Raw genomic sequence first — 24980 nt, forward strand, 5'->3', positions numbered from 1 at the left:
CTTGTCATGCTCTGCCTTCTTCTTGATCCGTGCGAGGTTGGCTCCCATCCGGCCGGAGCTCCCGGGTCAAGGGAGACAAGAGGGACGAGGTGGCGGTATGAGGGTCAGGAGAAACGTCACTGCATGGCTCGCCGTGATGACGGCACTGGCGGCGCTGGCCAACTGCTCGAGAGACTCCGGGGACGGACAGAACGCGGCGGGCAGCGGAGGTTCGCACGACAGGGAACGTCCGCAGAAGGGCCCCGCCGTGCCGAAGCACCCGGACCACGCCGGTAAGTCGTTCCGGCTCATCGGTGACGGCTCGACCGCCTACACCGGTCCGCAGCCCCATCAGTTCAGGACCGATACGCTCGAACCCGGCAAGAAGCCACCGCAGTTCGTCGTGTTCTCGTGGGACGGCGCCGGCCAGGATGCGCAGAAGCTGTTCTCCCACTTCCGCGAAGTCGGCAAGAAGTACGGCGCGACGATGACGTACTTCCTCAGCGGCGTCTACATGCTCCCCACCGAAAAGCGGGACCTCTACGATCCGCCCAGACATCCGCGCGGCACCTCGGCCATCGGTTTCAACGACGTCAAGGGCGTCCGGGACACCGTGGAACAGCTCCGGGGCGCCTGGCTCGACGGCAACGAGATCGGCACCCACTTCAATGGCCACTTCTGCGGTTCCGACGACGGCGTCGGCACCTGGACGCCGAGCGAGTGGATGAGCGAGACCCGGCAGGCCGAGGAGTTCGTGAAGGACTGGAAGACCAACACCGGCCTCAAGGACGAGGACCCGCTGCCCTTCGACTACGAAAAGGAACTCGTCGGCGGCCGTGCCCCGTGCCTGGAGGGGCAGAAGAACCTCTTGCGGGCGGCGAAGAAGATGGGCTGGCGCTACGACGCGAGTTCCGTCGGCGGCCTCCAGGTCTGGCCCCGCAAGATCAACGGCATCTGGGACTTCCCGCTCCAGCAGATCCCGGTACCGGGCCGGGCGTACGAGACCCTGTCGATGGACTACAACTTCCTGGCCAACCAGTCGGGTTCCTCGACCAACGGCAAGAAGTCCAAGCGCGCCGCATGGGGCCGCCAGATGCGCGACGGCCTGCTCGCCGCCTTCGACCGGGCGTACGAGGGCAACCGCGCACCGCTGTTCGTGGGCAACCACTTCGAGTCCTGGAACGGCGGGACCTATATGCACGCCGTCGAGGAGGTCATCAAGGAGGTCTGTCCGCGCGAGGGCGTCTACTGCGTGTCGTTCAAGCAACTGGCCGACTGGCTGGACGCGCAGAATCCCATGGTCCTGGAGAAATTGCGGGCGGTGGACGTCGGCCAGCGGCCGGAGGGCGGCTGGAAGCGCTACCTCGCCGCCGAGCCGACCTTCCCGCGCTCGTCCGCCCCGGCCGAGAGGGATCGGGAAGACGATCACGGAGGGAAGGGCGATCACGGACGGAAGAGTGGCGACGATCGGGAGGACGAGCCCAGGCGGCAGGACGAGCCCGGCCGGGACGACGGCCCTCGCCGGGAGGACGGTCCCGGACGCGACGAGGGCCCCGACCGTGATGAGAGCCCCGGCCGCGATGAGAGCCCCCGCCGGGATGACGGTCCCGGTCGGGATGAGAGCCCCCGCCGGGATGACGGTCCCGGTCGGGAGGACGGCTACGGGCGCGAACGGGATGACGCTGAGCGGGAGTACGGCTCCGGCCGGGAGCGCGACGTGGACCGGGAGCACTCCGGCCGGGAGGAACGCTCCGACCGGAACAACACGTCCGGCCGAGAGTTGATGTCCGAGCGCGGTGAAGAGCCCGAGCGTTCCCGGGAGTCCGGCCGCAACGAGGAGCCGGACGGCTACGGGGAGTCCGAGCGCTACCGGAATTCCGGTGGCGACCAGGACTCGGGCAGCGATCAGGGTTCCGAAGAGGATGAATCGGCTAGGCGGGAGCGGGAGTAGTCGCCGCGCCCATGGCGAACTCATCCAGCGCGAAGGCGGGGTCCACCTGGGCGGCCAGGTCGGCCCCTGTCTTCGCGTTGCCCCAACTCTGCGCGTTCTTCAAGTGGAAGTGGACCATCTGGCGGGTGTAGCGCTGCCAGTCACGCCGCTCGTACGAGGCGTCCACCGCCGTGTGGAGGGTGCGCAGCGCCTCGCGGTTCGGCTCTTCCAACTCCTCGAAGCGGGGCGGGCGGCCCTTCTCCATCGCCCGGACCCAGTCGGAGTGGCCGATGGTGACCAGCAGGTCGTCGCCCACCTCCGCGCGCAGGAAGTCGAGGTCGTCGGGGCCCTGCACCTTGTTGCCCACCACCCGCAGCGCCACGTCGAAGTCGCGGGCGTACTCCTTGTACTGGCGGTAGACGGCGATGCCCTTACGGGTGGGCTCGGCGACCAGGAACGTCATGTCGAAGCGGGTGAAGAGCCCGGAGGCGAAGGAGTCGCTGCCCGCCGTCATGTCGACGACGACGAACTCCCCCCGCCCGTCGACGAGATGGTTCAGACACAGCTCGACCGCGCCGACCTTGGAGTGGTAGCAGGCGACACCGAGGTCGGACTCGGTGAAGGGGCCGGTCGCCATCAGCCTCACCTCCCCGTCGTCGAGCCGGACGGTCCGGGCGCACGCCTCGTAGACGGGGTTGTCCTCGCCGATGCGCAGCAGCCGTGACCCCTCGCCCGGCGGCGTCGTCTTGATCATGGTGTCGGCGGATGCGATCCGGGGGTTCTCACCGCGCAAGTAGTCCTTGATCAGCGGAAGATGGGCGCCCATGGCGGGCAGGGCGGCGGCCTCCGTCTCGTCGAGGCCGAGCGCCGCGCCCAGATGCTGGTTGATATCGGCGTCGACGGCGACGACAGGGGCGCGGGTGGCGGCGAGATGGCGGATGAACAGCGACGACAGCGTTGTCTTACCGCTGCCACCCTTGCCTACGAAAGCGATCTTCATGTTCACCTAGCGTAGGTGAGTGATCCTCTTCCATGAGGGATTTACGTGAAGAAGACCACTCCAACGAGGGGCGCCCGGCAGCGGGTGCGTAGGGTCGTACTCATGAGTACGACAGATCCGCTCGCCGCCCTGGCCGCGCTGCCCGGTGTGGCCGAGTCCGTGGACGCCGTACGCACGGCTGTGGACCGAGTCTACGGTCATCGTGTGATGCGTCGCCGCAGCAATGAGGTCACCTCCGAGGCGGCGTTGCGCGGAGCGCGTGGCTCCGCGGCGCTGGCCGGGGCCGACTGGGCGCTGGAAGAGGTGCGCCGCCGCACCGACTTCGGGGCTGTGGGCGAGCCGCATCTGGTGGGTGCGGCGCTGCGGCTGACCGCCGAGGCGGGACAACTGCTGACCGTGTGGCGGCAGTCGCCGCTGCGGGTGCTGGCCCGGCTGCACTTGGTCGCGGCCGGGGGGACCGGGGTGGACGACGCCGTGGGGCGGCCCCGCCAGGCGGGCGAACGGGTGGACGAGGTGCTGGTCGGTCCGGAACCGCCGGGCGCGGACGAGGTGGCGGGGCGGCTCGACGGACTGGCGCGGCTGCTGCTCGCGGGGACCGAGGCGCCGGCACTGGTGACGGCGGCTGTGGTGCACGGCGAACTGCTCGCGCTGCGGCCCTTTGTCTCCTGTAACGGCCTGGTGGCGCGGGCGGCCGAGCGGATCGTGCTGGTCGGCAGCGGGTTGGACCCGAAGTCGATCTGTCCCGCGGAAGTGGGGCACGCCGAGCAGGGGGCCGCGGCGTATGTGGCGGCTCTGGAGGGCTATGTGTCCGGGACGCCGGAGGGGATGGCGGCGTGGATCGCGCACTGCGGGCGGGCGGTTGAGCTCGGGGTGCGGGAGAGTACGGCGGTGTGCGAGGCGTTGCAGCGCGGAGCAGCCTGACAGCGGAACGTCGTTCGAACGGCCCGCGGCCGGGGCCGAGTTGGGCCGGACACAGAGTTGCGGCGGTACCACGGGGGTACCGCCGCTGGCACGTCCGTCGGGTTACCATGCGTGCACAGATATTTGCCCATCAGGCCGGGATCTTTGCCCGTTACCTGGTGCGGCTGGCCCGTAATCGACGGGTCGGCGTCGCGTGGGTGCCCGACATTCGTGCTCGGTCCGTGGGGCCTTGGTGCGTCTGGGGGTTTCCTCCCGGATCCCCTGGTCTCGCGGGCCGTCGATTCCTTTCTACTCCTGCGAGCGGCCAAGCGGAACCCCTTGCCGCAGATCTTTGCTATTGCCGGTCAAATCCGGGCATACAGTGCGCGGCGCCGATTGGCGTACCAGACCAGACCGGCGGTGGCGGCGGCCGCGCCCACCGCGGCGGCCACGGCCAGCACCGGACGCGGTGGCATGGAGAGTGCGGGGAGGCGCTGCTTCAGCCGGACCGGGCGGTTGAAGGAGAGCACCGGCCAGCCGCGGGCGGCTGCTTCGCGGCGCAGGGCGCGGTCCGGGTTCACCGCGTGGGGGTGGCCAACCGCCTCCAGCATCGGCAGATCGGTGGCCGAATCGCTGTAGGCGTAACAGTGCGAGAGGTCGTATCCCTCGGACTCGGCGAGCTCGGCGATCGCCTCCGCCTTGGTCGGGCCGTAGGCGTAGTACTCCACTTCGCCGGTGAACACCCCATGCTCGACGACCAAGCGGGTGGCCACCACGCGGTCCGCGCCGAGAAGCTCGCCGATCGGCTCCACGACCTCGGCTCCCGAGGTGCTGACGATCACCACGTCGCGTCCGGCGCTGTGATGTGCCTCGATGAGTGAGGCGGCCTCGTCGTAGATGATGGGGTCGATCAGATCGTGCAGGGTCTCCGCGACGATCTCCTTCACCTGCTGGACATTCCATCCGCGGCACAGTGCCGAGAGGTACTCGCGCATCCGTTCCATCTGCTCGTGATCTGCGCCGCCCGCGAGGAAGACGAACTGTGCATAGGCGGTGCGCAGTACGGCACGGCGGTTGATCAGACCACCCTGGTAGAAGGACTTGCTGAAGGTGAGCGTGCTTGACTTCGCAATGACCGTCTTGTCCAGGTCAAAGAAGGCGGCTGTCCGAGGCAAGGAGTGGTTTTCCACGACGCCGAGCATAGGGCCCACCATTCGGCGTAAGCTGAGGCGCGTGGGTTTGCCTGAGAAGGCTCTCGGGTACACCATGGAAGTCACGGATCGTTCGCGACCGTGCTAACCCGGTCCGACTCCTCCCCCCCCGAGTCGGCCGTGGGGACGACCCCCGCTCTCCCCCCCGGCGGGGGTCGTCGCATGTCCGGACGCTTTTTCGGTGTGCTCACCGGATCGGGCTCCTTCCCATGGGTCCTCGCTGGCCTTCCTCCCCATCAGCCTGAACGGTAACCGTGCGTAATCGCCAGGCTGCTCTCCGGAAGTCACTGGTTTAGGTGACTGGGATATTCACAGCTGATGAGTTGTCCACAGATTTGGACCAAGATCCCCAAGATTTTCTGGATCGCCGCATCGTGATTCTCCGCGAAGTTCGCGCTCGCCGTTAGCGGGAGTGAGTGCGCGTAACGGATATGGGGAGGGGATCGTGGCTGCATCCATCACACCGGAACGACCGACGGCGCCCGAAGAACAGCGGAACGGACCGCTGATCGTGACCGAGGACGAGGAACTTCTCGACGATCTGCTGCGGTTGTGCGCGGCGGCCGGAGCGGAGCCGGAAGTGGCACATGGGGCGCCCACGCGCAGAGGCAGTTGGGAGGGCGCCCCGCTGATCCTCGTCGGCGACGACTCAGCCGCCCGGCTGTGCGGCCGCGCCCGCAGGGAAGGGGTTCTGCTCATCGGGCGCGACCTCGACGACCACGGCATCTGGCGGCGGGCCGTCGATCTCGGCGCGGATCATGTCGCGTTTCTGCCTGATGCGGAGACATGGCTGGTGGACCGGATCGCCGATGTCGCCGAGGGGGTGGGGCGGCAGGCTCTGACCGTCGGGGTCATCGGCGGGCGCGGTGGCGCCGGCGCTTCCACTCTCGCCTGTGCCCTGGCCGTCAGCGCGGCCCGCGCGGGCCGGCGCACGATGCTGATCGACGGCGATCCGCTGGGCGGCGGTCTCGATGTGCTGCTCGGTGGCGAGGGCGCGGAGGGCTTGCGATGGCCCGCCTTCGCCGAATCGAGAGGCCGGGTCGCGGGGAGCGCGCTCGAGGAGTCCCTGCCCGAGCTGCACTCCCTGCGGGTGCTCAGCTGGGACCGTGGCGACGCGGTGGTCATTCCCGCCTCGGCGATGCGCGCCGTGCTGGCCGCGGCCCGGCGGCGGGGCGGAGTCGTGGTGGTGGATCTGCCCCGGAGGATCGACGACGCCACGGCCGAGGCTCTGGCCCAGATCGACCTCGGGCTGTTGGTCGTCCCCCCGGAGCTGCGGGCCGTGGCGGCCTCCCACCGGGTGGCGTCCACGGTGGGGATGGTGCTGCCCGATCTGCGTGCGGTGGTGCGGGGCCCGTGCGGGCCCGAGCTCGACGACGAGGAGATCGCGGGTCTGCTCGGGCTGCCGCTGGCCGGTCAACTGCCGCCGGAGCCCGGCCTGTCGGCCGCCTTGGACGGCGGGGAGCCCCCAGGAGCCAGTGCGCGCGGACCGCTCGGCCGGTTCTGCACCGAGTTCTGGGCGCGCGCCCTGGCCGGTGAAGGGGGTGTGCCCGCATGAGCGCCGCACCGAAGGAGTTGCTGGACGCGGTGCGGCTGCGGCTCGCCGAGAGCGGAGCCGAGCCCACCCCCGCCCGGGTGGCCGCGGCCCTCCGGGAGGAGGGGCGGCTGCTGGGCGACACAGAAGTGCTCGCAGTGGTCGCGACTCTGCGTTCCGAGCTGGTCGGCACCGGCCCTCTGGAGCCGCTGCTCGCCGCCCCCGATGTCACGGACGTCCTGGTCACAGCTCCCGACGAGGTGTGGGTGGACCGGGGTTCGGGGCTGGAGCGCACAGCCGTGACCTTCCCCGACGCCGCCGCCGTGCGCAGGCTCGCCCAGCGGCTCGCCGCGGTCGCCGGGCGGCGGCTGGACGACGCCCGGCCATGGGTGGACGCCCGGCTGCCGGACGGCACACGGCTGCACGCTGTGCTCCCGCCGGTGGCGGTCGGCTCCACCTGTCTGTCGCTGCGAGTGGTGCGCCCGCGGGCGTTCTCCCTCGATGAGCTGGTGGCGGCCCGGACGGTGCCGCCCGGCGGCGCGGACCTGCTGCGGGCGATGCTGGACGCCCGGCTGTCGTTCCTGATCAGCGGGGGCACCGGATCGGGCAAGACCACATTGCTGTCGAGCCTGCTGGGGCTGGTGGCACCGGATGAGCGGATCGTCCTGGCCGAGGACTCGGCCGAGCTGAGGCCCGACCATCCGCATGTGGTCCGGCTGGAGACCCGCCCGGCCAACCAGGAGGGCCGGGGCCAGGTCACCCTGCGGGACCTGGTGCGCCAGGCCCTGCGGATGCGCCCGGACCGGCTGGTGGTCGGGGAGGTGAGAGGCCCTGAGGTGACCGATCTCCTCGGCGCGCTGAACACGGGCCACGAAGGTGGGTGTCTTGTCAAACCGTACATACAAAGATGCAGGTCAGCGCGTATGCGGACGCCCCCGCCATGTGCCGGGGGAGCACACGACGGGGGCTCGTCCGACCCGCTGAGCCTTGCTGGCCGTCCTCAGTGGGTCGGGGCTACTCGCTGGACAGGCACGCTGAGCACGTCACACGACGCTGCCAGTAGTCCAGCTTGCCGACAGCGCCACACAGGGGCTTGCCGTCCCTGAGCCTGTGTACGGTCATCACGTCATCCCCGGCCGTGACTGCCAACTGATCGGTAGGCGGGATGATCTCTCGCTCTTGTGCGGTGCTCACTGCCACGCTCCGGCTTCGAATCGGTACGGGCGCGTAATGATCTCTCGGTAATCCAGATGATCAGGATTGGCCTTGAGGTGCTTAGCGGCCCATGCCGTGCCCTCTTCGAACTCTTCTGTTGTCGGTCCGCTCTCCTTGCACGTCTTGCACTCCATGGCAGACGTGATCGGGTCCGCTTCTGGCCGAAGGTCCGGCCGGATTGTGTATTCACGAAAGCGGAAGGTAGCGCGACTCATGCCCGCCCCCTTCCAGCGGCGGCAGGCTTCTCGCTGTGGTACGGATGCCGCTTGAGCAACACGTCACAGTCAGTGACTCGGCTCAGGTCGTTATTACGGCGTGCCTCTTCCTTCTCGCGCTCCAACCGGGCGCACTCAGCGCAATTGCTCATGAAGATACCCCCGCAGCGTCACGGGCCTTTTCCAGACGCTTAGCCATTTCGCACGACCTACCAGGGGTGCACGTCCGGCATTCCTGCCTGTGCATGACGTACGCGGACTGAAGTTGGCTTAGGTCTTGCGGACGGGGGTCGTTCGAGACTTCAATGCGGAAAGGCTCAGTCATAGGGACCTGCCTTGACTTCGACAGTGGATAACCTCAGCCTATGACCGACAGGCAAGCCCAACTAGCCGTTTTCCTGTTCCCTCAAAAGCTCGTTGCGTAGTTCCTCAAGCATTGCCCGCATTTCGTCCCCATGCAATGCCACAGCGGAGAAACGTTCGAACTTCTCTACGTACTCAGCTACGTCTCTCGGGTCCGTCACTACAATCTCAGCGTGAACAGTCTCTACCGTAACCGTTCGCTCATCCCGCATCACGAACGCATGATTCGCAATATCGCTCTGTTGAGCCGAGAAGGGAACAACGGCCACGTCAACGTTAGACAGTCGCGACAACGAGATAAGCCGGTCAACCTGCTCCGCCATCCTGCCGGGTGAGACAATGCGCCAGCGCAAGACGTTCTCAGTTATAACGAACTGTTGGTCCTTGTTCACGTCGTACAGCACGCGCTGACGCTCTAGCCGTGAACGAGCGGTCTTGTTGAGGACATCATCTGTGAGACCATGGCGTGACAGAATGGCATGGATGTACTCCGGAGTTTGCAGAAGCCCCGGAATCAGGGCAGGTTGGAATACCTTTAGCCGGGTCATCTGCGCCTCAAGTGCTCTCACCTGCTCTTGCGCCCTGTGCAGCCCCATTCGCTGAATAAGACGCCACGCCGTAGCCTCTGTGACCTCAGCCCGTGCCTGTTCAAGGTATTCCGCCTTCACTTCATCCGAGACGCCAATTGCCGTAAGAATGCGCTCAACGTCAGCGGCAGATGGTGAAAGCTTCCCGGTTTCAATCTTGCTGAGCTTGCTTACAGACATGACAGAACTCCGGGCAACCGCTTTGGCCTCTTTTCCAGAAGCCTTCCGCAGTGCCCGGAGTGCTGCGCCCAGCTCTCCCTTATTCACCGCTGTACTTGTCCCACCATTCCGTGAACGGCTGTGCGAGACTGAGAGCCTTGTCCCTGTGCGCGATGAACTCTGCCGCTCGTTCGTCGGAAAGCACTTCGGACCCGAGGAACTTTCCCGCGTCGTTATAACGCAGTACGCCAATGGCGGATTCATCGAACAGCCAGAAGTCCTCTACGCCTTCCAGCGGGTTAGGCTGCTCTGTGGTGTCGAGAATGAAGAACTCTTCACCCCCGAGCATGTTCGTCCGGTAGCCCCACCCCAATTCGAAGCGCAGATACGGAGTCAGCGGGCGAGAGAGGATGTGCACGCGGTAGACGCGCTTTCCCTCATTCACGTGGCCGCTAACCTCAGACACCCAATCGGAGTTATAGCCTTCCGGCTTGCCCTCTCCGGCCAGGAATGCATCGTACGCTTCGACGCTGCCCGACTTGCTGTAGTCGTCCAGCGTTTCGAGTCGGAACGCTTCGCGCTCGAACGAGTCGAAGAGGTCCGACAGGGACTTAGAGGAGCCCATCAGCAATTGCCTTCTTGATCAGAGACAGGGGGATTTCAACTACCCCCTCGTGTGCGGGCAGCGTCAGCCCGTGGTCTTCCGGCCTGTCACCCTGAACCAGAAGCGTCCCCCTGTCCGTGGCGTAGAGGGTCGGGCAGTCCTTCTTGTCACACTCTTTCGAGATCATCCGGAGCTTCATCGCGCCTCCCATCCTCGGGGGTGTTCCCGTTACAGCCTTCCCCGATGCGTGCGCTGTGACCAGGGGGAAGATTTGCAGGAACAGGAAACCAGGCAACAGCCATATTTCAGGCCAAAAGTTGAAAATCCCGGACCTGCCTGCCCGGACGGACACGCGAACCTAGATCATCTGACGCATCGTCAGATGACAAGAAAGAGCCCCGCTCCTCCCAGCGAAGGGAAGATCGGGGCTCAGGTCAAGTGGCCATGAGACATACCGGCGACCGGTCCTCTCGGACAGGCCGAAATGGTCGGCCACCATGCGACCGGTCACGCTCCGGCCATCAGCGGAGAGAACGGCCACAGCCGCGCGGATTTCGTCGGGCGCCGGAGAACCCTTGCCGCTGGTATCCGTCTCGCTGTCCGCGAAGTCAGACCAGAACTCATCAGCAACGGCCAGAGGATCGGCCACAGAAGGTCTCTCAGCGCCATTCTCCGGCCCGTTCTCCCCCTAGCTGGTCTCAGGCTTCGCCGAAGGCTCCGGCAGGCTCTCAGAAGCCGTTCTAGGCACTGCCGCCAGGTGCAGCATGTGAGCGACAACGACCGGAGGAACAGCGGAAGTAGCGGCAACCAGGAAAGCGGACGTGTCTATATAGCCGGACGCGATTAGATGAGCGGTCACCTGAGCGGCCAGCGCGAGAGCCAGCGCCATTCCAGCGCCAATGAGCGCGGACACGCGACCGGTCACGCCCTTTGGACGAGTAGTAGCAATGACCGCAGCAACGGTAGTGTAAACGGACAGGCTTACAGGCATGAGCCAAGCAATGTCCGGCGATCAACCGGCCATGACCGCTAGCTGATATTCACCAGGGGCAGACATGGCGAGAGCGGCCAAGAGGACAACGGGGCGACCGATGACAGCGGCAATGCGGGCATAAAGCGGAAGGGTCATGCGGCAGTCTCCTTGAGGGGCGGTTTACCGGCCGCCTTCCGTATGTCGTTGCGGCAGTCTCGTAGTAGGCGCTTGACAGCAGCGTGAATCTCGGCATCAGGCGTGATCAGTCCCAAATGCCGTCATCATCGCTGGCAGTTCCCGGGGCAACGAGCTTCGTAGCAGCGGAAGGCGTAAGCCCCAACTCACCGGCAAGGCGTATCAGCGCCATTCGAAGCTGAGGAACGCTGGACAGTAGTGGATGCCGCACTATGGTTTCCCCGCGTGCCCCAGCAATCGTCAGGCCATCGCGGGCAATCTGCCGGTTTACCTCTCGCAGCGTGACAGCCGTCATAACGAATTCGACAGCAGCGAAGCCCTGGGGGTCGGTCAGTCCAGCGCTGGCAATGAGCGCCGGAACAGTCCGCGCCCAGATATCCGCAGCATCAGCACGCATGCGCTTAGCGGCGGGCTTCGCACCAGGGATTAGGTCGTTCCAGTCAGGCTCAACCGGGTCAGTGGGAGTGAAGCGGATTCCTTCGGACTGTCTGTCAGGCCGGTACGTGCCTTCGCGCACGGACTTTAGGTGCGGCTTGCGATGTGCGGGCATTACAGCCCCTTTCTGGGTCTGACGGAAACATATCCATTAGCCATGTGAGCGCGCTGCCTCCCTGCCGGTCAATCTGCGGAAGGGAAGGGGGTCATCCCCAGGGGGTAGGGCTCAGCGGATATCAGAACGGCGGAACGTCATCAGGCTTCGGCCGGGGCTTTGCCTTCTCGGCCGCCCAGCCACCAGGCTGGTTCTTCGCGGTCTCGCTGTCATGGCATGACTTACACAGTGGCCGAAGGTGCTTGGGCGCATCGGGGTTCGGATCATGCCTTGCCTGCAATTGCTTTCGACTCAGCGGCCAATGGTCAGCGACGGTTGCCGCGCGACTGCACAGCACGCACCAGGGGTTTGCGTACAAGTACGCCTTGCGCTTGCGCTGCCAGCCAACGTCATAGCCGCGTTTACTCGCGCTGCCTCGCTGTTCCTCACGTTGGCGCTTGTGCTCAGGGCATGGACCACTGTTGGTCAGTTCACTGCACCCCGGCTGACTGCATGGTGTTCGAGGTTTCCTTGGCATATCTGTACTCCGATAGTAGGAAGCCACCTATGGATATCCGGAGGTGGGGGTGTGGTGATTAGCGCCAGCACAAGGGGGGCAACGTCACTGAGCGGGATAAGCGCGGGGCAGAGAATCTGTCGAATTCAGCCGACTGAGGGTGCCTGGTTGCGTCAGCACACCCTTGGTAGACGCTCTTGACTCACTGCGCTGCCTGGCCCGAACATGACGCCATGGATGCAGGGTTAGCCGCAGCGCTCGGCGCATTGGCAGGTTCGACAGCAACACTTGGTACAGCTATATGCACGGGTGTGTATCAGAGACAGACGGCCCGCCTTGCAGCACGTGCTGAACATCAGCGGCAGCGTAGAGAGCCGCGTCACGATGTCTATAGGGACTTCATCTCCTATGCTTCGAACCTAAGAGATCAACTGGATACATTCAAAGACTTTGACTTGTATCCTAATTCGGTCACTGACGAAACAGTGCAACGTTGTAATGACACCTTCAAGGCTCTGCAAGGAAAATGGGTAGAAGTGGGTTTAGTTGGCCCCGAGAGCGTTGCTGTAGCGGGTAAGGAAATTGAGGAATTGGCGCGGCTTTCAGCTCTTGCGGTAGGGCGTTTGCAGTGGTTTCGGGACAACGGCTACGAACCGCGCATGCTAACTGAGCAGTCCAGCATTGAAGAAAATTTTGGAAAACTGGTCGAAGCGCTCGATAACTTCATTTCCCTGGCACGGGCTGCGTTGGACGATGACGGCAGTCTGAGCTAAGCGCCCTGCATGTGCAGCGTAAGGGCCATGTCGTTGGTGGGTGACACGGCCCTATTCGCTGTTCAGGAAGGCGGAATGACCGGCGGATCAACAGGGTTGCCGTTGGCGTCACGCGGAGTCTGGTCAATGAGGTAACACCGGCCGTTGCGCATCACCGTGGTCATGCCCCGGGGCATCCGGCCACCGTGGTATTCAGCGGGGCAACGGTCAGACCAGGCAGGCGAACCATCGGGTAGTCGTGGGAATGCGGGGTAATCACCGTTCGGCCCGGGGTCGAGAGCGTCAAGCGCCATGGCTATTCCACCCCGTAAGCGCTGAGCACATCAGAGGCAAGGCTGTTCGCCTTCGTGCGTCGAAGCTCAGCGATGGCATCCTCATTCCAGCGTCGGAATTCCTCCGCCGGGTCCACGTACCGAATCTCGGCAATTCTGCTGTCGTCTTCTCCAAGAAGTCGAGAGCACTGCCGGGCGTGGTCCCGAAGGGTGCTGACAGCATCGCGCCGGGCAAGGAAGTCAGCGACAAGCGCGCCAAGGGTGCCCGCCTCAAGGGCTGTGGCCATGTCGGCAGCGCTGGGCTTCTCACCCTTCACGCGTCGCTCAAGGTCCGGCAGATCAGCGAGGAACCGCGTAGCAGCGCCCTTCTGCTCTTCGAGTCGCTGAGCGGCCTTCTGAGCGGCGTTCTCGGCTTCGGCAGCCTCAAGGGCGGCTAGTTCCTCAGCGGCCTTCTGGGCGGCAGCACGGGCCTTCTGTAGGTCAGTCATGCTCAGGCTCCATATCCGCGCGCAATGCGCTGTTCGGGGGTCAGATCAGTCTCAGAAACCGAAGGCGCCAAATCGGACGGCAGTGCGTCAAGCTGAGCGGCAGCCTTACGGGCGTTGGTCGCGTAGCCCATGCTCATTCGCGACTCAGCGGGGATGTCCACTCCCTTTGCCTCAAGACGTCGCATGTGGGCGGTTACGGTGTCGGCTTCTTCGCTGGCAAGTTCAGCGAGCGACTCGACATGCTTTCGGTTGCGTTCCGGGCTTCCCTTATCAATGGAAATCGTGTCAGCACTGCGCATGTACCAGGGGGTATCAGTCATCAATCAGGCTCTTTTCTTGATCGGGCCACCTACGGATTTCCGTATGCGGGTCAGTTCCAGTACCAAACCCGGTCGTGTAGGCCCGGGTCCTTCGGTCGAATTCCTATAAAGCGCCTGCCATAGCGCCGCTGAGTACGCTTGTAGCCCGTGGCCACCAATAGACGCACAAAGTTGCCCAGTGGCATGAAGTCGGAGCCCTGAGCTTTCGCAACATCCGCACAAGCGCCGTATAGCAGCGTCACCCCAGCGTCAGCGTTCGGGAAGTCTTCAAGGGCTTCGCCTACGACGGCCGTGAATTCCGGGATATGCGCCCGGTCGGATTCAGTGAGCCTCACTGGTCACCGTCGCTTCGTGGTACAGCCGGGCAATCTCACTGAGAACGTTGAAGCTCTGGAATACGATTTCACGCTCTCGCGCTTCCCTTGGCGTGGTGGTGTGCGCCGCAATGACGCTCAGCGCATGGTGCGCCGCAAGTGGGTCCATGGATTTCTCCGGTTTCTGGCAGGTCCGAGCCGACTCGGATTTGGCAAATCTCGTGATGCGGTACGCACGTCACATACCAAAAGGTGGGCACGGGGCAGCCTTTCGCGAAAACAGCCCCCTGCCCTGGTACAGCGCTTAGCAGGTCTCACGTCCACATTCGACCCGCTTCCGAAGGCTTTCTCAGTCGGCCAGAGCGGCGGACTCCTCAGCGCTGAGGTTCCCGAGACCCGTTTCCCGAACTCGCCACGCGTTGAATGTGGAAGCCTCTACGCCCTTCCTGTGCTCTTCGTCGTACCGGTCCCGCCCGGCTTCGCGCAGTGCGTCAGCAACAGCGGGGAGAACCGCCTTACCGTGCTGCCTGAACGCCCGGTCATAGGCACGGTGGTCACGCTTACACAGCGGCATGTAAAATCCGGTGTTCTCGCTCCACAAGTAGCCCTCTCGGTAAACCTCGTTAGCGTCCAGGTGGTTGTACGACCACTCAGCCGCGAAGGTTCCGCAGAACTCACAGGGCTTGTGACTGGCCGGACCCTTCACCTCAACGACTCGCTTATGGGCTGCCTTGTACTCAGATAGTGCCGTAGGCATGCTGAGATTCCTTCGCTGTGGCTGCACCGCTGATTCGTCAGCGCGCGGATACGAAAAAAGCCCCCAGGCACGGGGAGCAATCGAAGAGGCAGCCACGCGTCTTCTGATTACTCAACCCATGCCCGGGGGCTGGTTGATGGCTATGGATGACCCCCATAGCTGGGATGCTGCGTCACGGGTCTGGTGTGGCTGCCACCCGTACTGAAGGCCGGTAGCGCGCCCTCAAAGTAGGTCTAGGGAGTTGATTGCCGAGCGAAAAGTGGCAATAACGCTCTCACCTGCGTAAATGGCGAAGTTAAGCAAGACCCCTTGTGGCACAGATCACACGAGGTTTCTTTTTCTCTGAATTTTCATGTGTAGAAGTGTAGGTTTGGGGGTCTTCTCTGGTTTTGCTTAGAGAACTCTAGAGCAGAATCGGAGAGCGGGGCATTTCTACACTTCTACATTCTTGCTGGTCAGAGTAATTGATCTGACGGTGTGTCAGATAATGTTCTACATCGCACCCCTCGCTGTTCCTATCGAAGCCCCCAGCGCTCGCCTGAACGGCTATCCGCCTGCCGTCGGTCGAGGGTCAGAGGCAGCCACAGGCGCCCTCAAGGCCGCACGGGCACGAAGAAGCCCCGCCTGACCACCAGGGGCCGAACGGGGCTGATTCGAGGGGCGGTTACTGGGCCAGTGCCGCCGGGCGGCCCATGAGTGCTTGTTGCAGCGCCTCAAGCCGACCTATGCGCTGCCGGAGTAGGACCGACTCCCCTTCGGTCGTCTGACGGGCGTACAGGGCTTCCAGCGTCCGCGTTATGCGTTGCCACTCGCACTCGCGATACCAGGCAAGTTCTTCGGCATCGCTCATGAGTCGACACCTTCCAGGACCATGCGCAGTGCCTCACGAAGCGAACCGATGGCGCTTGCCATGGCGCGCGTGTCGTTGAAGTCCAGCGCGTCAGCCTCAGCGAGAATGCGCCGCGCGCTGCTGACTTCGGGGCTCTCGGCGGTAGCCGCCCATTCCTGCCCCAGCGCGTCACGGTGTCCGCCCTGGTGCCCGCTGTCGAGAACGCACGGGATGCGGTGACGACCGATGGCGGGTCCGTTCTCCCATCCGGGCTTACGCGCTCCGCACGTCCTGAGCAGTGCCTTGCCGACAGCGCGCGCCGATTCGCCGTACAGGGGTTCCGTGGTCTGTGACATCCTGGTGGTCCTCTCTCCTATGAGGGGGCACCGGTCCGGTACTTCCGCCAAGTCGTCGCCGGACCGGTGCGTTTTCTTCGTCCGCCGTTTCTCAGGCGGAAGTCAATTCCTCTTCCAGTGCGATAGCCGCAAGGTGCGCGTCAGCCGGGTCAAGTTCTCGCCACCACGCCGGACCCTCGTAGGTCGGCGTTACTCGCTGTGGGTCGAACCTCTTTGGTGCTCCGGGCGTTGCCGGGCGAACGCGCACGCACGCCCCTAGGTCCCGCAGCAAGCTTCGTCGGCCTTCGTCGTCCCGCCGTTCCCATTGCTCAGCGATAGTCCCGCCAGCGGGCACCCAACGGCCTTCGGCTTGCGCTGCCTCAGCCTGCAATTCGGCTTGCCGTTTTTCCAGCGCCGTTAGCTGACCAATGACCACGCGTGCCGCAGTGCCGTTCGGGTCAAGCTGTGCGAGGTTCCCGGCAAGTCGCTCGATTTGCGCTGTCACTTCGGAGAGTTGAAGTACCGCGCTGCCGTCAGGCTCCGCCCAACGCATGAGCGCTAAGGTGCCGAACCGCTTCAAGTAGTCGGCGGCCACCAATTCGTCAAGGTAGTGCGCTGTGATGACGTTGGGCTTATGAATTCCCCGCTTGCCTACACCGTTCCGGCATACATAGGTGCTGTAGTCCTTGCCGTTTACGTCACGGCGCTGCCGGTACATGGGTCCGTCGCACTCGGAGCACATAGCCACGTGCAACAACAGGGCTTTTCCAGTGCGCTCCGCTCCGCGCCCCTTGGCCTTGCCGTCAAGGATCGCGCGGACGGCTGACCAGGTTTCAGCGCTGAGGAGTTCCGGGCCAGCGGATACGGGTTTGCCTTCGGTGTCTAGCACGGGCTGATTGTGGATAGCGGCACGCTTCTTGCCGGGCACAGCCTGAACGAGCCAACCGCGTACCGCTGGGGTGTAAAGCACGTCCCGGAGCGTGGTTGTGTGCCATGTGCCACCACGAAGCTTACGGCCGTCGCGCTGCCGCGCGTGTTCCGCTGGGGGCAGGATTCCGCGTGCGTTCAGTTCCCGCGTAAGCCCAGTCAGCGAAGCCCCGTGGTTGATGAGCTTGTCAGCGCACTCCCGCAGAATTGCCGCCGCTGACTCATCAATGCCCCATCGTTTGTTATTGACCGAGCCGGTTACGGCGTAGCCATACGGGGCCAGTCCGCCTAGGTGGTTCCCGCGCTGCCGGAAGTGTTCCTTGCTCGCTGTGATGCGCGCCGTAATCATGTCTCGCTCATACTCTGCGAACGCCGCAAGAACGTTGATGATGATGGACGCGTTTTCCGGGCTTACAACCCCGTCAGCCGTTACGATAGTTGTGCTGGTGGAGTCGGCAGCGCGCAAGAGCCGCTGAAACTCCAAGACGCTCCGCGCGTACCTGTCCAGCTTCGCGGCAAGCACGTAGTCAGCGCGCGGAAGCCAGGAAAGAACCTCACGCATACCGGGGCGGTCTTCGAGTCGGCTTGCTCCGCTGACGTTGGTGTCTGTGGCGACGTGTACCACCTTCCACCCGCGCTGTTCGGCGTATGCCTTGCAGGCGGAAATTCGGTGGTCTGGTGCCTCTTCTGCGAACAGTCTGGACAGTCGGTCATAGATCACGACGGTTGTCATGCTGCCCCCTCCTTCTCTTGCTTTCCGAGCGAGTGGAAAGCGTGGATGGCTAAGGGGAGCACTCGGGCGGATGCGGCACGGTCCACGCCAATACGGCCGGGGATGTTCCGGCACGGCTGGAGGCGCTCGGTTCGACCGCGGGCCTCGACCGGGCCGCGCTCCACAGCCAGCTGGCTGCCGCCCTGTCAGTCGTGGTCCATCTGGTGCGGGACCGCGGCGGGCGGCGCAGGATCGCCGAGCTGCATGTCCTCGACCGGGACCGCGGAGGCTATGTCACCACCGTGCCCGCGGCCCTGTGGGGCCCGTACGGCTTCGAACGGGCCGAGGGCTGGCAGCGGCTCCGGAGCCGCTGCGAACGGGGCGGAGGCGCCGTATGACGGGCGTGGAAGCGGATCGTGGAGCGCTGGCGCTGTGCGCCGCTGTGCTGTGCGCGGGAGCGGCCGTGTGGCTGCTCGCCAAGCGGGACCGGGAGCTGCGCCGCGCCAGGCTGCTGTTCGTGGGCGGCACCCCCGTCGCATCGGCCGCACCCTTCGCGCCGGATCCGGCGCGAAGGGCGGCAGAGGCTGCCGCCGGGGTGCGGGAGCGATGGCGAGTCCGGTACGGCGGACGGATGGGCCGTGAGCTGCTGTGTCTCCCGGCCGGGGGCCTGGTCGCGCTGCTGGGCGCATCGGTCCTGCCGCTGCTCTTCGCGGTGGCGGCCGTGCCGGTCATGGGCCGGTGGCTGCGGCGCCGGGAGCGCGGACGGGTCCGCGAGCGGCGCGCCGCCGGGGTGATCGAGCTGTGTTCGGCGGTGGCGGGCGAGCTGCGTGCCGGGCGGCAGCCCGGCGAGGCGCTGCTCGCCGTGTCCACGAGCGACCTCGGGGAGCGATGGGGGCTGGTGGCGGCTGCCGCCCGGTTCGGCGGCGATGTGCCCGAAGCGCTGCGCAGAGCGGCCCGCGCGCCGGGGGCCGAGGGGCTGACCGGGGTGGCTGCCTGCTGGCAGGTGGCGGTCGACGAGGGTGCGGGGCTGGCCGCCGGGCTCGACCGGGTGGCCGCGGCGCTCCGCGCCGAGCGCGACCAGCGGGAGGATCTGCGCGCCAAGCTGGCGGGGCCCAGGGCCACCGCGATGGCCCTGGCCGGGCTGCCCCTTGTCGGGCTGGTCCTGGGCAGTGCGCTGGGCGCCGATCCACTGCATGTGCTGCTGCACACCCCGGTCGGTCTCGGCTGTCTGCTGCTGGGCGGGCTGTTGGAGTGGGCGGGGCTGTTCTGGACCGGTCGGCTGGTGCGGTCGGCACTCGCCTCCTCCGGGGCCGTGGCCGATGAGCGCTGATGTTGTCCACAGGCTGGGGATCGTGCTGTCCGTCGCGGCGGCCGTCCTGTGCACGGTGATGGCCGTGCTCGAGTCCCATCGGCAGCGGACCGCCCGGCGTCGGCTCGTGGCCCTGCTGCCGGGACACGGGAGCGGACCGCCGAAGCGGCCGCGGCCATGGGAGCGCCGGCGCACCGCGGCCGGTGAGGGCGCGGCCCTGGCGTGGTCGGCCTCCTTCGGCGCGCTGCTGGCCGGTCCGGTGGTGGTCGAGGGACCGGCGGGGTGGGTGCTGGGGTTCGCCGCCGCGTACGGCGTCCGGCGCTGGCAGCGGCGCCGTCAGGCCCTCGGCGGCCCTTCCGCTCACGGCCGTCGTACCGAGGCCGCCGCGGCACGGCAGATTCCGCTGGCGGCCGATCTGCTGACCGCCTGCCTGGCGGCCGGAGCGGGGCCGCGCAGAGCGGCGGAGGCGGTGGGTGTGTCGCTGGGCGGCCCGGTCGGCGAGCGGCTGGCCCGGACGGCGGCGGAATTGCGGCTGGGAGGCGAACCGACCGATGCCTGGGGGCGGATGGGCGCTCTTCCTGGAGCGCGAGGGCTGGCGCGCGCCTTGGAGCGAGCCGGGACGACAGGAGCACCGGCGGTGGAGCCGGTCTCCCGGGTGGCCGCCGAATGCCGCGCCGAACGGACCCGGGAGGCGGTGAAACGGGCCGACCGCACCGCCGTACGAGCCACCGCGCCCCTCACGGTCTGCTTTCTGCCCGCGTATCTGCTGATCGGCCTGGCTCCGGTGATGGTCGGGCTCGCGGGCGGACTGATGGGCCGCGGCTGAGCGCGGCGTCCTGGATCCGCCGTGGAGCACCGGCGGCGAACGGCCGGCGATCGGAGCCGACGACGACCACGAGATGACCACGAGACAACACAACGACGACCGCAAACGACGATCACAAGGGGGACGGACATGGTGAAGCAGTGGTGGACACGGCGGTATGTGGCGATGTGCGCCAGGGCCGAGGCGGGCATGACCACCGCCGAGTACGCGATGGGGACGATCGCGGCATGCGCCTTTGCCGCGGTGCTCTACAAGGTGGTGACGAGCGGAAGTGTCAGCGGCGCGCTCGAGTCGGTGATCGGGCAGGCGCTCGATGCGCGGTTCTGACTGGGCGCGCGATGACTCGGCGCACGGTTCTGGCTCGGCGCGCGGATCTGGGGAACCGCGGCTGGAGGAGGCCGGTTGGAGGGGGCCGCGCGCTGGGTGCGGCGCGCGGGGCACCCCCGTCCCGCCCCGCACGGGCCGGGACGGCGGCTATGTCACCGCGGAGGCCGCCATCGCACTCCCGGTGCTGGCGCTGTTCTCGCTCATGCTGATCTGGGGCCTGATGGCCGCGGCGGCGCAGTTGCAGTGCGTTGACGCGGCGCGGGCCGGGGCGAGGGCGGCGGCGCGCTCGGAGCCGAAGGCGGCCGCAGTGGCCGCCGCCCGGTCGGCCGCCCCGCGCGGAGCCCGTGTCGAGCTGTGGCGGGAAGGCGATCTGGTGCGGGTGCGGGTCGAAGCCCGCTCGGCCGGGCCCGGTCCGCTCGCGGTGGGTCTGCGGGGCGAGGCGGCCGCCCTCGCCGAGGACGCCGTCGGCCCTGCGCCGGAGGCGGCCGGGGTACGGGGGACGGTGCCGTGAGGGGGACGGACGACCGCGGATCGGCGACGGTCTGGGCCGTAGTGGCGACCACAGCCGTCTGCGCGGTGTTCGCGGCCGTACTGGCCGCCGGGCAGGCCATGCTGGCCCGCCACCGCGCGGGCGCCGCCGCAGATCTGGCCGCACTCGCGGCCGCCGATCACGGCCTGGAGGGGAAGGGCGCGGCGTGCCGCCTCGCCCGACGGGTCGCCTCCGCCCAGGGAGCCCATGTGGTGCGGTGCGCCCTGAGCGGGGAGATCGCCGATCTCACGGCGGAGGTGCGCGCCGGGCCGTTCACTCTCCGGGCCAGGGCGCGGGCCGGGCCCGTGGCCGCAACCGTCACCGACGGCCCCGAGCGGCGGCCGGACCCGACCCGCGCGGTGCGGTCGGGGGCCGGGGAGCGGAGCGCGTCATCCCGCGGCGGCGATCTGCTCGGGGGCTCCGGCGAGCAGCGTCGTCAGCAGACGGATCGCGGCTCTCTTGTCGAGCGGGTCATTGCCGTTGCCGCACTTGGGCGACTGGATGCAGGACGGGCACCCCGCCTCGCACTCACAGACGGCGATGGCCTCGCGGGTGGCGGTCAGCCAGCGGGCGGCCGTGTGGAAGGCACGCTCGGCGAAGCCCGCCCCGCCGGGGTGCCCGTCGTAGACGAAGACCGTGGGCAGCAGCGTGTCCGGGTGGAGCGGCACCGAGACCCCGCCGATGTCCCAGCGGTCACAGGTCGCGAAGAGCGGCAGGATGCCGATGGAGGCGTGCTCAGCGGCGTGCAGGGCACCACCGAGCGCCTGCGGGTGCACCCGTGCGTCCTCGAGCTGATCCTCGGTGACGGTCCACCACACGGCGCGGGTGCGCAGGGTGCGTGGCGGGAGGTCGAGCTTGGACTCGCCGAGCACCTCACCGGTGATCAGCTTGCGGCGGAGGAAGGACACGACCTGGTTGGTGACCTCGACCGAGCCGAAGCACAGCCGCGCGTCCCCCCATGGGATCTCGGTGGTGGTCTCCAGGATGGAGATGGCCGTGGTGTCGCGGGCGGTGGTGGAGTACGGCGGGCTGGCCTCCTCCACCAAGGCGACCGAGTCGTCGAGGTCGAGCTGCTTCACCAAGTAGCTCCGGCCCTGGTGGAGGTGGACGGCGCCCTCGTGGACCGTGCTGTGGGCGGCCGAGGCGTCCACGGTGCCCAGCAGTCGACCGGTCGCCGCCTCCACGACCTGGACCGGGCTGCCGCCCGCCCCGCGGATGTCGGTGAGGTCCGCGGCACGCTCACGGCGGGTCCAGTGCCAAGCGGTCGCCCGGCGGCGCAGCAGCTTGCGCTGCTCCAGCTGCGGCATCAGCTCCTCGGTGGCGGGGCCGAACAGCTCCAGATCCGCCTGGGTGAGCGGCAGCTCGGCCGCGGCCGCGCACAGATGCGGCGCCAGGACGTACGGGTTGTCCGGGTCGAGCACGGTCGACTCGACCGGCTGACGGAAAAGCGCGTCCGGGTGGTGGACGAGATAGGTGTCCAGCGGATCGTCCCGGGCCACGAGGATGGCGAGAGCTCCCTGTCCGCTGCGCCCGGCCCGCCCCGCCTGCTGCCACAGGGACGCGCGGGTGCCGGGATAGCCCGCCAGGACGACGGCGTCCAGACCGGCCACGTCCATGCCGAGCTCCAGGGCAGTGGTCGCGGCGAGCCCGAGGAGTTCACCGGAGTGGAGCGCGCGCTCCAGGGCACGGCGTTCCTCGGGGAGATAGCCGCCCCGGTACGCGGCCACCCGGTCCGGCAGCGAGCGGTCCACCTCCGCCAGCCGTTCCTGGGCGATCAGCGCGATCAGCTCCGCGCCCCGCCGGGAGCGCACGAAGGCGACCGTGCGAACGCCCTGGACGGCCAGATCGGTGAGCAGGTCCGCGGTCTCGGCGGTGGCGGTGCGGCGCACCGGGGCACCCTGCTCGCCGTGCAACTCGGTCAGGGGCGGCTCCCAGAGGGCGAAGACGACCTCGCCGCGGGGCGAGGAGTCCTCGGTGATCTCCACGACCGGCAGACCGGTCAGCCGGGTCGCCGCCACGGCGGGATCGGCGGCCGTGGCCGAGGCGAGCAGGAAGACGGGCGAGGAGCCGTAGCGGGCGCAGACCCGCCGGAGTCGGCGCAGCACCTGGGCGACATGGGAGCCGAAGACACCCCGGTAGGTGTGGCACTCGTCGATGACCACATAGCGCAGCGCGCGCAGGAAGGAGGACCACCGGGGATGGCCCGGCAGGATGCCCCGGTGCAGCATGTCGGGGTTGGTGAGGACGTAGTTCGCGTACTGCCGCACCCATTCGCGTTCCTCGACCGGCGTGTCGCCGTCGTAGACCGCGGCGCGGACCGCGGTGCCGAGCGGGGCGGCGAGATCGGCCACCGCGCGGCGCTGATCGGCGGCCAGCGCCTTGGTGGGCGAGAGATACAGCGCGGTCGCTCCCCGCCCGCTGGGTTCCTCGGAACCATCCAGCAGAGTGCTGAGGACGGGTGCAAGATAGGACAAGGATTTACCGGAAGCGGTTCCGGTGGCGACCACCACCGAATCACCGCGCAGCGCGTGCTCGGCCGTACGCGCCTGGTGAGCCCACGGACGGCCGATTCCGGCGGCCCGGATGGCCTCGATCACTTCCGGCCGGATCGGCGAAGGCCAGTCGGCATGGCTTCCGAGACGCGGGGGCAAGTGCTCCGTATGAGTGATGCGCGTGCCTCGGCCCGCCCCCGTGCCGAGCCGATCGAGGACAGCCCGAGGTGAGGGGCGTATGCCTGCCTGTCGCGGGAGTTGGTTGTGGGCCATCGACACCGAGTGTGTCACTGGTCTGACGGACAATGGGCTCAAGGCGTCGTGCACGCCTGCTGGTAAGTGATTGAATGCCATCGCGGCTGCCGATCCATGGGGGGCGACCGCTCGATGCAAGGTGCTGGAGGATCCGTGGACCTGTCCCTGTCGACTCGGACCGTTGGCGACCGCACGGTCGTCGAGGTCGGTGGCGAGATTGATGTATACACCGCGCCCAAGCTGCGCGAGCAGCTGGTCGAGCTTGTCAACGACGGTAGCTACCACCTGGTCGTCGACATGGAGGGCGTCGACTTTCTCGACTCCACCGGGCTCGGCGTGCTCGTCGGCGGGCTGAAGCGCGTACGTGCCCATGAGGGCTCACTGCGCCTGGTGTGCAACCAGGAGCGCATTCTCAAGATCTTCCGTATCACCGGCCTGACCAAGGTGTTCCCGATTCACACCTCGGTCGAGGACGCTGTCGCGGCGACCGACTGACTCAGTCGTCGCAGGAAGACACCGAAGGGGGAACCGGGCGCCATCGCCCGGTCCCCCGACATGCACGCCCATACGCCCGAGGGGGATGGCATGGCCACCGTCGAACTCCGCTTCAGCGCGTTGCCCGAGCACGTCAGGACCGCCCGACTGGTCGCTGCGGCAGTGGCGCGCCGGGCCGGGGTGGATGAGGCCGTGCTCGACGAGGTGCGGCTCGCTGTCGGCGAGGCGTGCACCCGTGCGGTGGGGCTCCATCTGAGCTATGGGGTGGACGCCCCGGTACGGGTGGCGCTGACCGAGGAGGAGAAGAAGTTCTCCATCGAGATCGGTGATGAGTCCCCGACCTCGGCCGCTCTGGCGCCCGGCGCCCCCGGTGGGGACGAGGAGTCCGAGCCCGAGGGTGAGGACGAGATGGGCCTGGCCGTGATCAAGGGGCTTGTCGACGACGTCGAGGTGACGACCAGCGAGACCGGTGGAGTGATCCGGATGAGTTGGCCGACCTCTCCTGACTCCCTGGTGTCGTAGGGCCGCCACGGCGGTGGTGTTGTCGGGTCGCCGGCCCGGCTGTCTGTCGTAGCCGCCCCGGCAAGGTGTCGGGTCGGCCCTTTCGTCTGGCACAGCCTCCGCCTGGCGCGGCTGTGCCGTGCCGCCACGTTCGGGTGCGCGTTGTTGTGCCCTCGCGGTGGCGCGGCCATCGCGAGGCTCCGCTGATGCTGACGGCTGCCCAGTGCGCGATGGCTGGCTTTGTGCCTCGGCGCGATGTCGGGTGCGGTCTCTTCTTCTCCTGGCGGCCCCGGCCTGGCGGCCCCGGCCTGGCGGCCCCGGCCTGGCGGCCCCGGCCTGGCGGCCCCGGCCTGGCGGCCCCGGCCTGGCGGCCCCGGCCTGGCGGCCCCGGCCTGGCGGCCCCGGCCTGGCGGCCCCGGCCTGGCGGCCCCGGCCTGGCGGCCCCGGCCTGGCGGCCCCGGCCAGACGTCCCCGCACTCGGCGCTTGCCCTGCGGTCCGTGTCCCGCCTCTGCCCCTGCCGGTCTCGGGCCGTCCTGAACCCGCGACCTTTTGATGACCTTCAGGCCCCGCCTGCGCGTGGCCCCGCGCCCTCTCCGCTGCCCCTCACAGG

Annotated in this window: 27 protein-coding genes and 2 pseudogenes; 13 read left to right on the plus strand and 16 right to left on the minus strand. The window is 67.2% G+C overall.

Annotated elements, in window-relative coordinates:
• The first annotated feature begins 97 nt into the window (after positions 1–97).
• Complete coding sequence (locus tag AC4BEG_RS18175) at positions 98–1930, plus strand: polysaccharide deacetylase family protein (protein WP_490706899.1); 1833 nt, start codon at positions 98–100, stop codon at positions 1928–1930.
• Here the strand turns inward: AC4BEG_RS18175 and AC4BEG_RS18180 are convergent.
• The gene (locus AC4BEG_RS18180) at positions 1911–2909 is read right to left on the minus strand and encodes an ATP-binding protein (protein ID WP_490706900.1); all 999 of its coding nucleotides are present in this window, start codon (positions 2907–2909) and stop codon (positions 1911–1913) included. The two genes, AC4BEG_RS18175 and AC4BEG_RS18180, sit on opposite strands and share 20 nt — an antisense overlap.
• A 102-nt stretch (positions 2910–3011) precedes the next feature.
• On the opposite strand from AC4BEG_RS18180, the gene AC4BEG_RS18185 reads away from it, so the two are divergent.
• On the plus strand, positions 3012–3830 hold the full coding sequence (locus AC4BEG_RS18185) for a Fic family protein (protein WP_490706901.1): 819 nt from the start codon (positions 3012–3014) through the stop codon (positions 3828–3830).
• Between the two features lie 344 nt (positions 3831–4174).
• On the opposite strand, the gene AC4BEG_RS18190 is transcribed toward AC4BEG_RS18185, so the two are convergent.
• Positions 4175–5011: an HAD family hydrolase gene (locus AC4BEG_RS18190; RefSeq protein WP_490706902.1), complete on the minus strand. Its 837-nt coding sequence runs from the start codon at positions 5009–5011 to the stop codon at positions 4175–4177.
• 454 nt (positions 5012–5465) lie between these two features.
• Here AC4BEG_RS18190 and ssd point away from each other — a divergent pair, with 454 nt between their 5' ends.
• Both ssd and AC4BEG_RS18200 read left to right on the plus strand, forming a co-directional pair.
• Positions 5466–6575, plus strand: a complete 1110-nt coding sequence (gene ssd / locus AC4BEG_RS18195) for a septum site-determining protein Ssd (protein WP_490706903.1) — start codon at positions 5466–5468, stop codon at positions 6573–6575.
• The gene (locus AC4BEG_RS18200) at positions 6572–7657 is read left to right on the plus strand and encodes a TadA family conjugal transfer-associated ATPase (protein ID WP_490706904.1); all 1086 of its coding nucleotides are present in this window, start codon (positions 6572–6574) and stop codon (positions 7655–7657) included. Before ssd ends, AC4BEG_RS18200 begins: the two co-directional genes overlap by 4 nt.
• A gap of 84 nt (positions 7658–7741) precedes the next feature.
• Here the strand turns inward: AC4BEG_RS18200 and AC4BEG_RS18205 are convergent, their stop codons facing one another.
• The 6 genes from AC4BEG_RS18205 to AC4BEG_RS18230 all read right to left on the minus strand — a co-directional run bounded on the left by AC4BEG_RS18205 (position 7742) and on the right by AC4BEG_RS18230 (position 11412).
• Positions 7742–7981 (minus strand): DUF7848 domain-containing protein, encoded by a 240-nt coding sequence (locus AC4BEG_RS18205; protein WP_490706905.1) that lies wholly within the window; start codon positions 7979–7981, stop codon positions 7742–7744.
• Between the two features lie 386 nt (positions 7982–8367).
• Entirely contained in the window at positions 8368–9162 is a 795-nt protein-coding gene (locus tag AC4BEG_RS18210; protein ID WP_490707117.1) for a helix-turn-helix domain-containing protein, read from the minus strand.
• Between the two features lie 28 nt (positions 9163–9190).
• A complete protein-coding gene (locus AC4BEG_RS18215) occupies positions 9191–9718 on the minus strand; it encodes a DUF6879 family protein (protein ID WP_490707118.1) in 528 nt (175 codons plus the stop codon).
• Positions 9702–9893, minus strand: coding sequence for a hypothetical protein (locus AC4BEG_RS18220; protein ID WP_490706906.1), 192 nt, complete (start codon positions 9891–9893; stop codon positions 9702–9704). The genes AC4BEG_RS18215 and AC4BEG_RS18220 overlap by 17 nt, the downstream gene beginning before the upstream one ends.
• 159 nt (positions 9894–10052) lie before the next feature.
• A complete protein-coding gene (locus AC4BEG_RS18225) occupies positions 10053–10343 on the minus strand; it encodes a helix-turn-helix domain-containing protein (protein WP_490706907.1) in 291 nt (96 codons plus the stop codon).
• A gap of 586 nt (positions 10344–10929) precedes the next feature.
• Positions 10930–11412: a P27 family phage terminase small subunit gene (locus AC4BEG_RS18230; RefSeq protein WP_490706908.1), complete on the minus strand. Its 483-nt coding sequence runs from the start codon at positions 11410–11412 to the stop codon at positions 10930–10932.
• A 729-nt stretch (positions 11413–12141) separates the two neighbouring features.
• Here AC4BEG_RS18230 and AC4BEG_RS18235 point away from each other — a divergent pair.
• Complete coding sequence (locus tag AC4BEG_RS18235; protein ID WP_490706909.1) at positions 12142–12681, plus strand: hypothetical protein; 540 nt, start codon at positions 12142–12144, stop codon at positions 12679–12681.
• Positions 12682–12976: 295 nt separating this feature from the next.
• Here AC4BEG_RS18235 and AC4BEG_RS18240 read toward each other — a convergent pair whose 3' ends face one another.
• The 7 genes from AC4BEG_RS18240 to AC4BEG_RS18270 form a co-directional block, all read right to left on the minus strand.
• The gene (locus tag AC4BEG_RS18240; protein WP_490706910.1) at positions 12977–13441 is read right to left on the minus strand and encodes a hypothetical protein; all 465 of its coding nucleotides are present in this window, start codon (positions 13439–13441) and stop codon (positions 12977–12979) included.
• 2 nt (positions 13442–13443) lie between these two features.
• Positions 13444–13761 carry a hypothetical protein gene (locus AC4BEG_RS18245; RefSeq protein WP_490706911.1) on the minus strand — a complete coding sequence of 106 codons (318 nt, stop codon included), beginning with the start codon at positions 13759–13761 and terminating at the stop codon, positions 13444–13446.
• 321 nt (positions 13762–14082) lie between these two features.
• Complete coding sequence (locus tag AC4BEG_RS18250; RefSeq protein WP_490706912.1) at positions 14083–14244, minus strand: hypothetical protein; 162 nt, start codon at positions 14242–14244, stop codon at positions 14083–14085.
• 180 nt (positions 14245–14424) lie between these two features.
• Positions 14425–14832 (minus strand): hypothetical protein, encoded by a 408-nt coding sequence (locus AC4BEG_RS18255; protein ID WP_490706913.1) that lies wholly within the window; start codon positions 14830–14832, stop codon positions 14425–14427.
• Positions 14833–15496: 664 nt separating this feature from the next.
• Complete coding sequence (locus AC4BEG_RS18260) at positions 15497–15682, minus strand: hypothetical protein (protein WP_490706914.1); 186 nt, start codon at positions 15680–15682, stop codon at positions 15497–15499.
• Complete coding sequence (locus AC4BEG_RS18265) at positions 15679–16017, minus strand: hypothetical protein (RefSeq protein WP_490706915.1); 339 nt, start codon at positions 16015–16017, stop codon at positions 15679–15681. The genes AC4BEG_RS18260 and AC4BEG_RS18265 overlap by 4 nt, the downstream gene beginning before the upstream one ends.
• 91 nt (positions 16018–16108) lie before the next feature.
• Positions 16109–17656 (minus strand): recombinase family protein, encoded by a 1548-nt coding sequence (locus AC4BEG_RS18270; protein ID WP_490706916.1) that lies wholly within the window; start codon positions 17654–17656, stop codon positions 16109–16111.
• A gap of 59 nt (positions 17657–17715) precedes the next feature.
• On the opposite strand from AC4BEG_RS18270, the pseudogene AC4BEG_RS18275 reads away from it, so the two are divergent.
• From AC4BEG_RS18275 to AC4BEG_RS18300, 6 genes and pseudogenes are all read left to right on the plus strand, one after another.
• Positions 17716–18033: pseudogene (locus tag AC4BEG_RS18275) on the plus strand (TadA family conjugal transfer-associated ATPase); the annotation flags it as partial.
• Positions 18030–18965 (plus strand): type II secretion system F family protein, encoded by a 936-nt coding sequence (locus AC4BEG_RS18280; RefSeq protein WP_490706917.1) that lies wholly within the window; start codon positions 18030–18032, stop codon positions 18963–18965. The pseudogene AC4BEG_RS18275 and the gene AC4BEG_RS18280, both read left to right, overlap by 4 nt.
• A 22-nt stretch (positions 18966–18987) precedes the next feature.
• The gene (locus AC4BEG_RS18285) at positions 18988–19770 is read left to right on the plus strand and encodes a type II secretion system F family protein (protein ID WP_490706918.1); all 783 of its coding nucleotides are present in this window, start codon (positions 18988–18990) and stop codon (positions 19768–19770) included.
• Positions 19771–19899: 129 nt separating this feature from the next.
• Positions 19900–20097, plus strand: coding sequence for a DUF4244 domain-containing protein (locus AC4BEG_RS18290; RefSeq protein WP_490706919.1), 198 nt, complete (start codon positions 19900–19902; stop codon positions 20095–20097).
• A 61-nt stretch (positions 20098–20158) separates the two neighbouring features.
• Positions 20159–20608: a TadE family type IV pilus minor pilin gene (locus AC4BEG_RS18295; RefSeq protein ID WP_490707119.1), complete on the plus strand. Its 450-nt coding sequence runs from the start codon at positions 20159–20161 to the stop codon at positions 20606–20608.
• Positions 20609–20673: 65 nt separating this feature from the next.
• A pseudogene (locus tag AC4BEG_RS18300) lies at positions 20674–20871 on the plus strand (Rv3654c family TadE-like protein); the annotation flags it as partial.
• A 144-nt stretch (positions 20872–21015) separates the two neighbouring features.
• On the opposite strand, the gene AC4BEG_RS18305 reads toward AC4BEG_RS18300, so the two are convergent.
• Positions 21016–23472 carry a DEAD/DEAH box helicase gene (locus tag AC4BEG_RS18305; protein WP_490706920.1) on the minus strand — a complete coding sequence of 819 codons (2457 nt, stop codon included), beginning with the start codon at positions 23470–23472 and terminating at the stop codon, positions 21016–21018.
• Between the two features lie 54 nt (positions 23473–23526).
• On the opposite strand from AC4BEG_RS18305, the gene bldG reads away from it, so the two are divergent.
• Positions 23527–23868, plus strand: coding sequence for an anti-sigma factor antagonist BldG (gene bldG / locus AC4BEG_RS18310; RefSeq protein ID WP_009716787.1), 342 nt, complete (start codon positions 23527–23529; stop codon positions 23866–23868).
• Between the two features lie 90 nt (positions 23869–23958).
• Positions 23959–24390: an ATP-binding protein gene (locus AC4BEG_RS18315; protein ID WP_490706921.1), complete on the plus strand. Its 432-nt coding sequence runs from the start codon at positions 23959–23961 to the stop codon at positions 24388–24390.
• Positions 24391–24980: the final 590 nt, after the last annotated feature.

The sequence above is a fragment of the Streptomyces sp. JLBJ103 genome, from assembly GCF_058215575.1.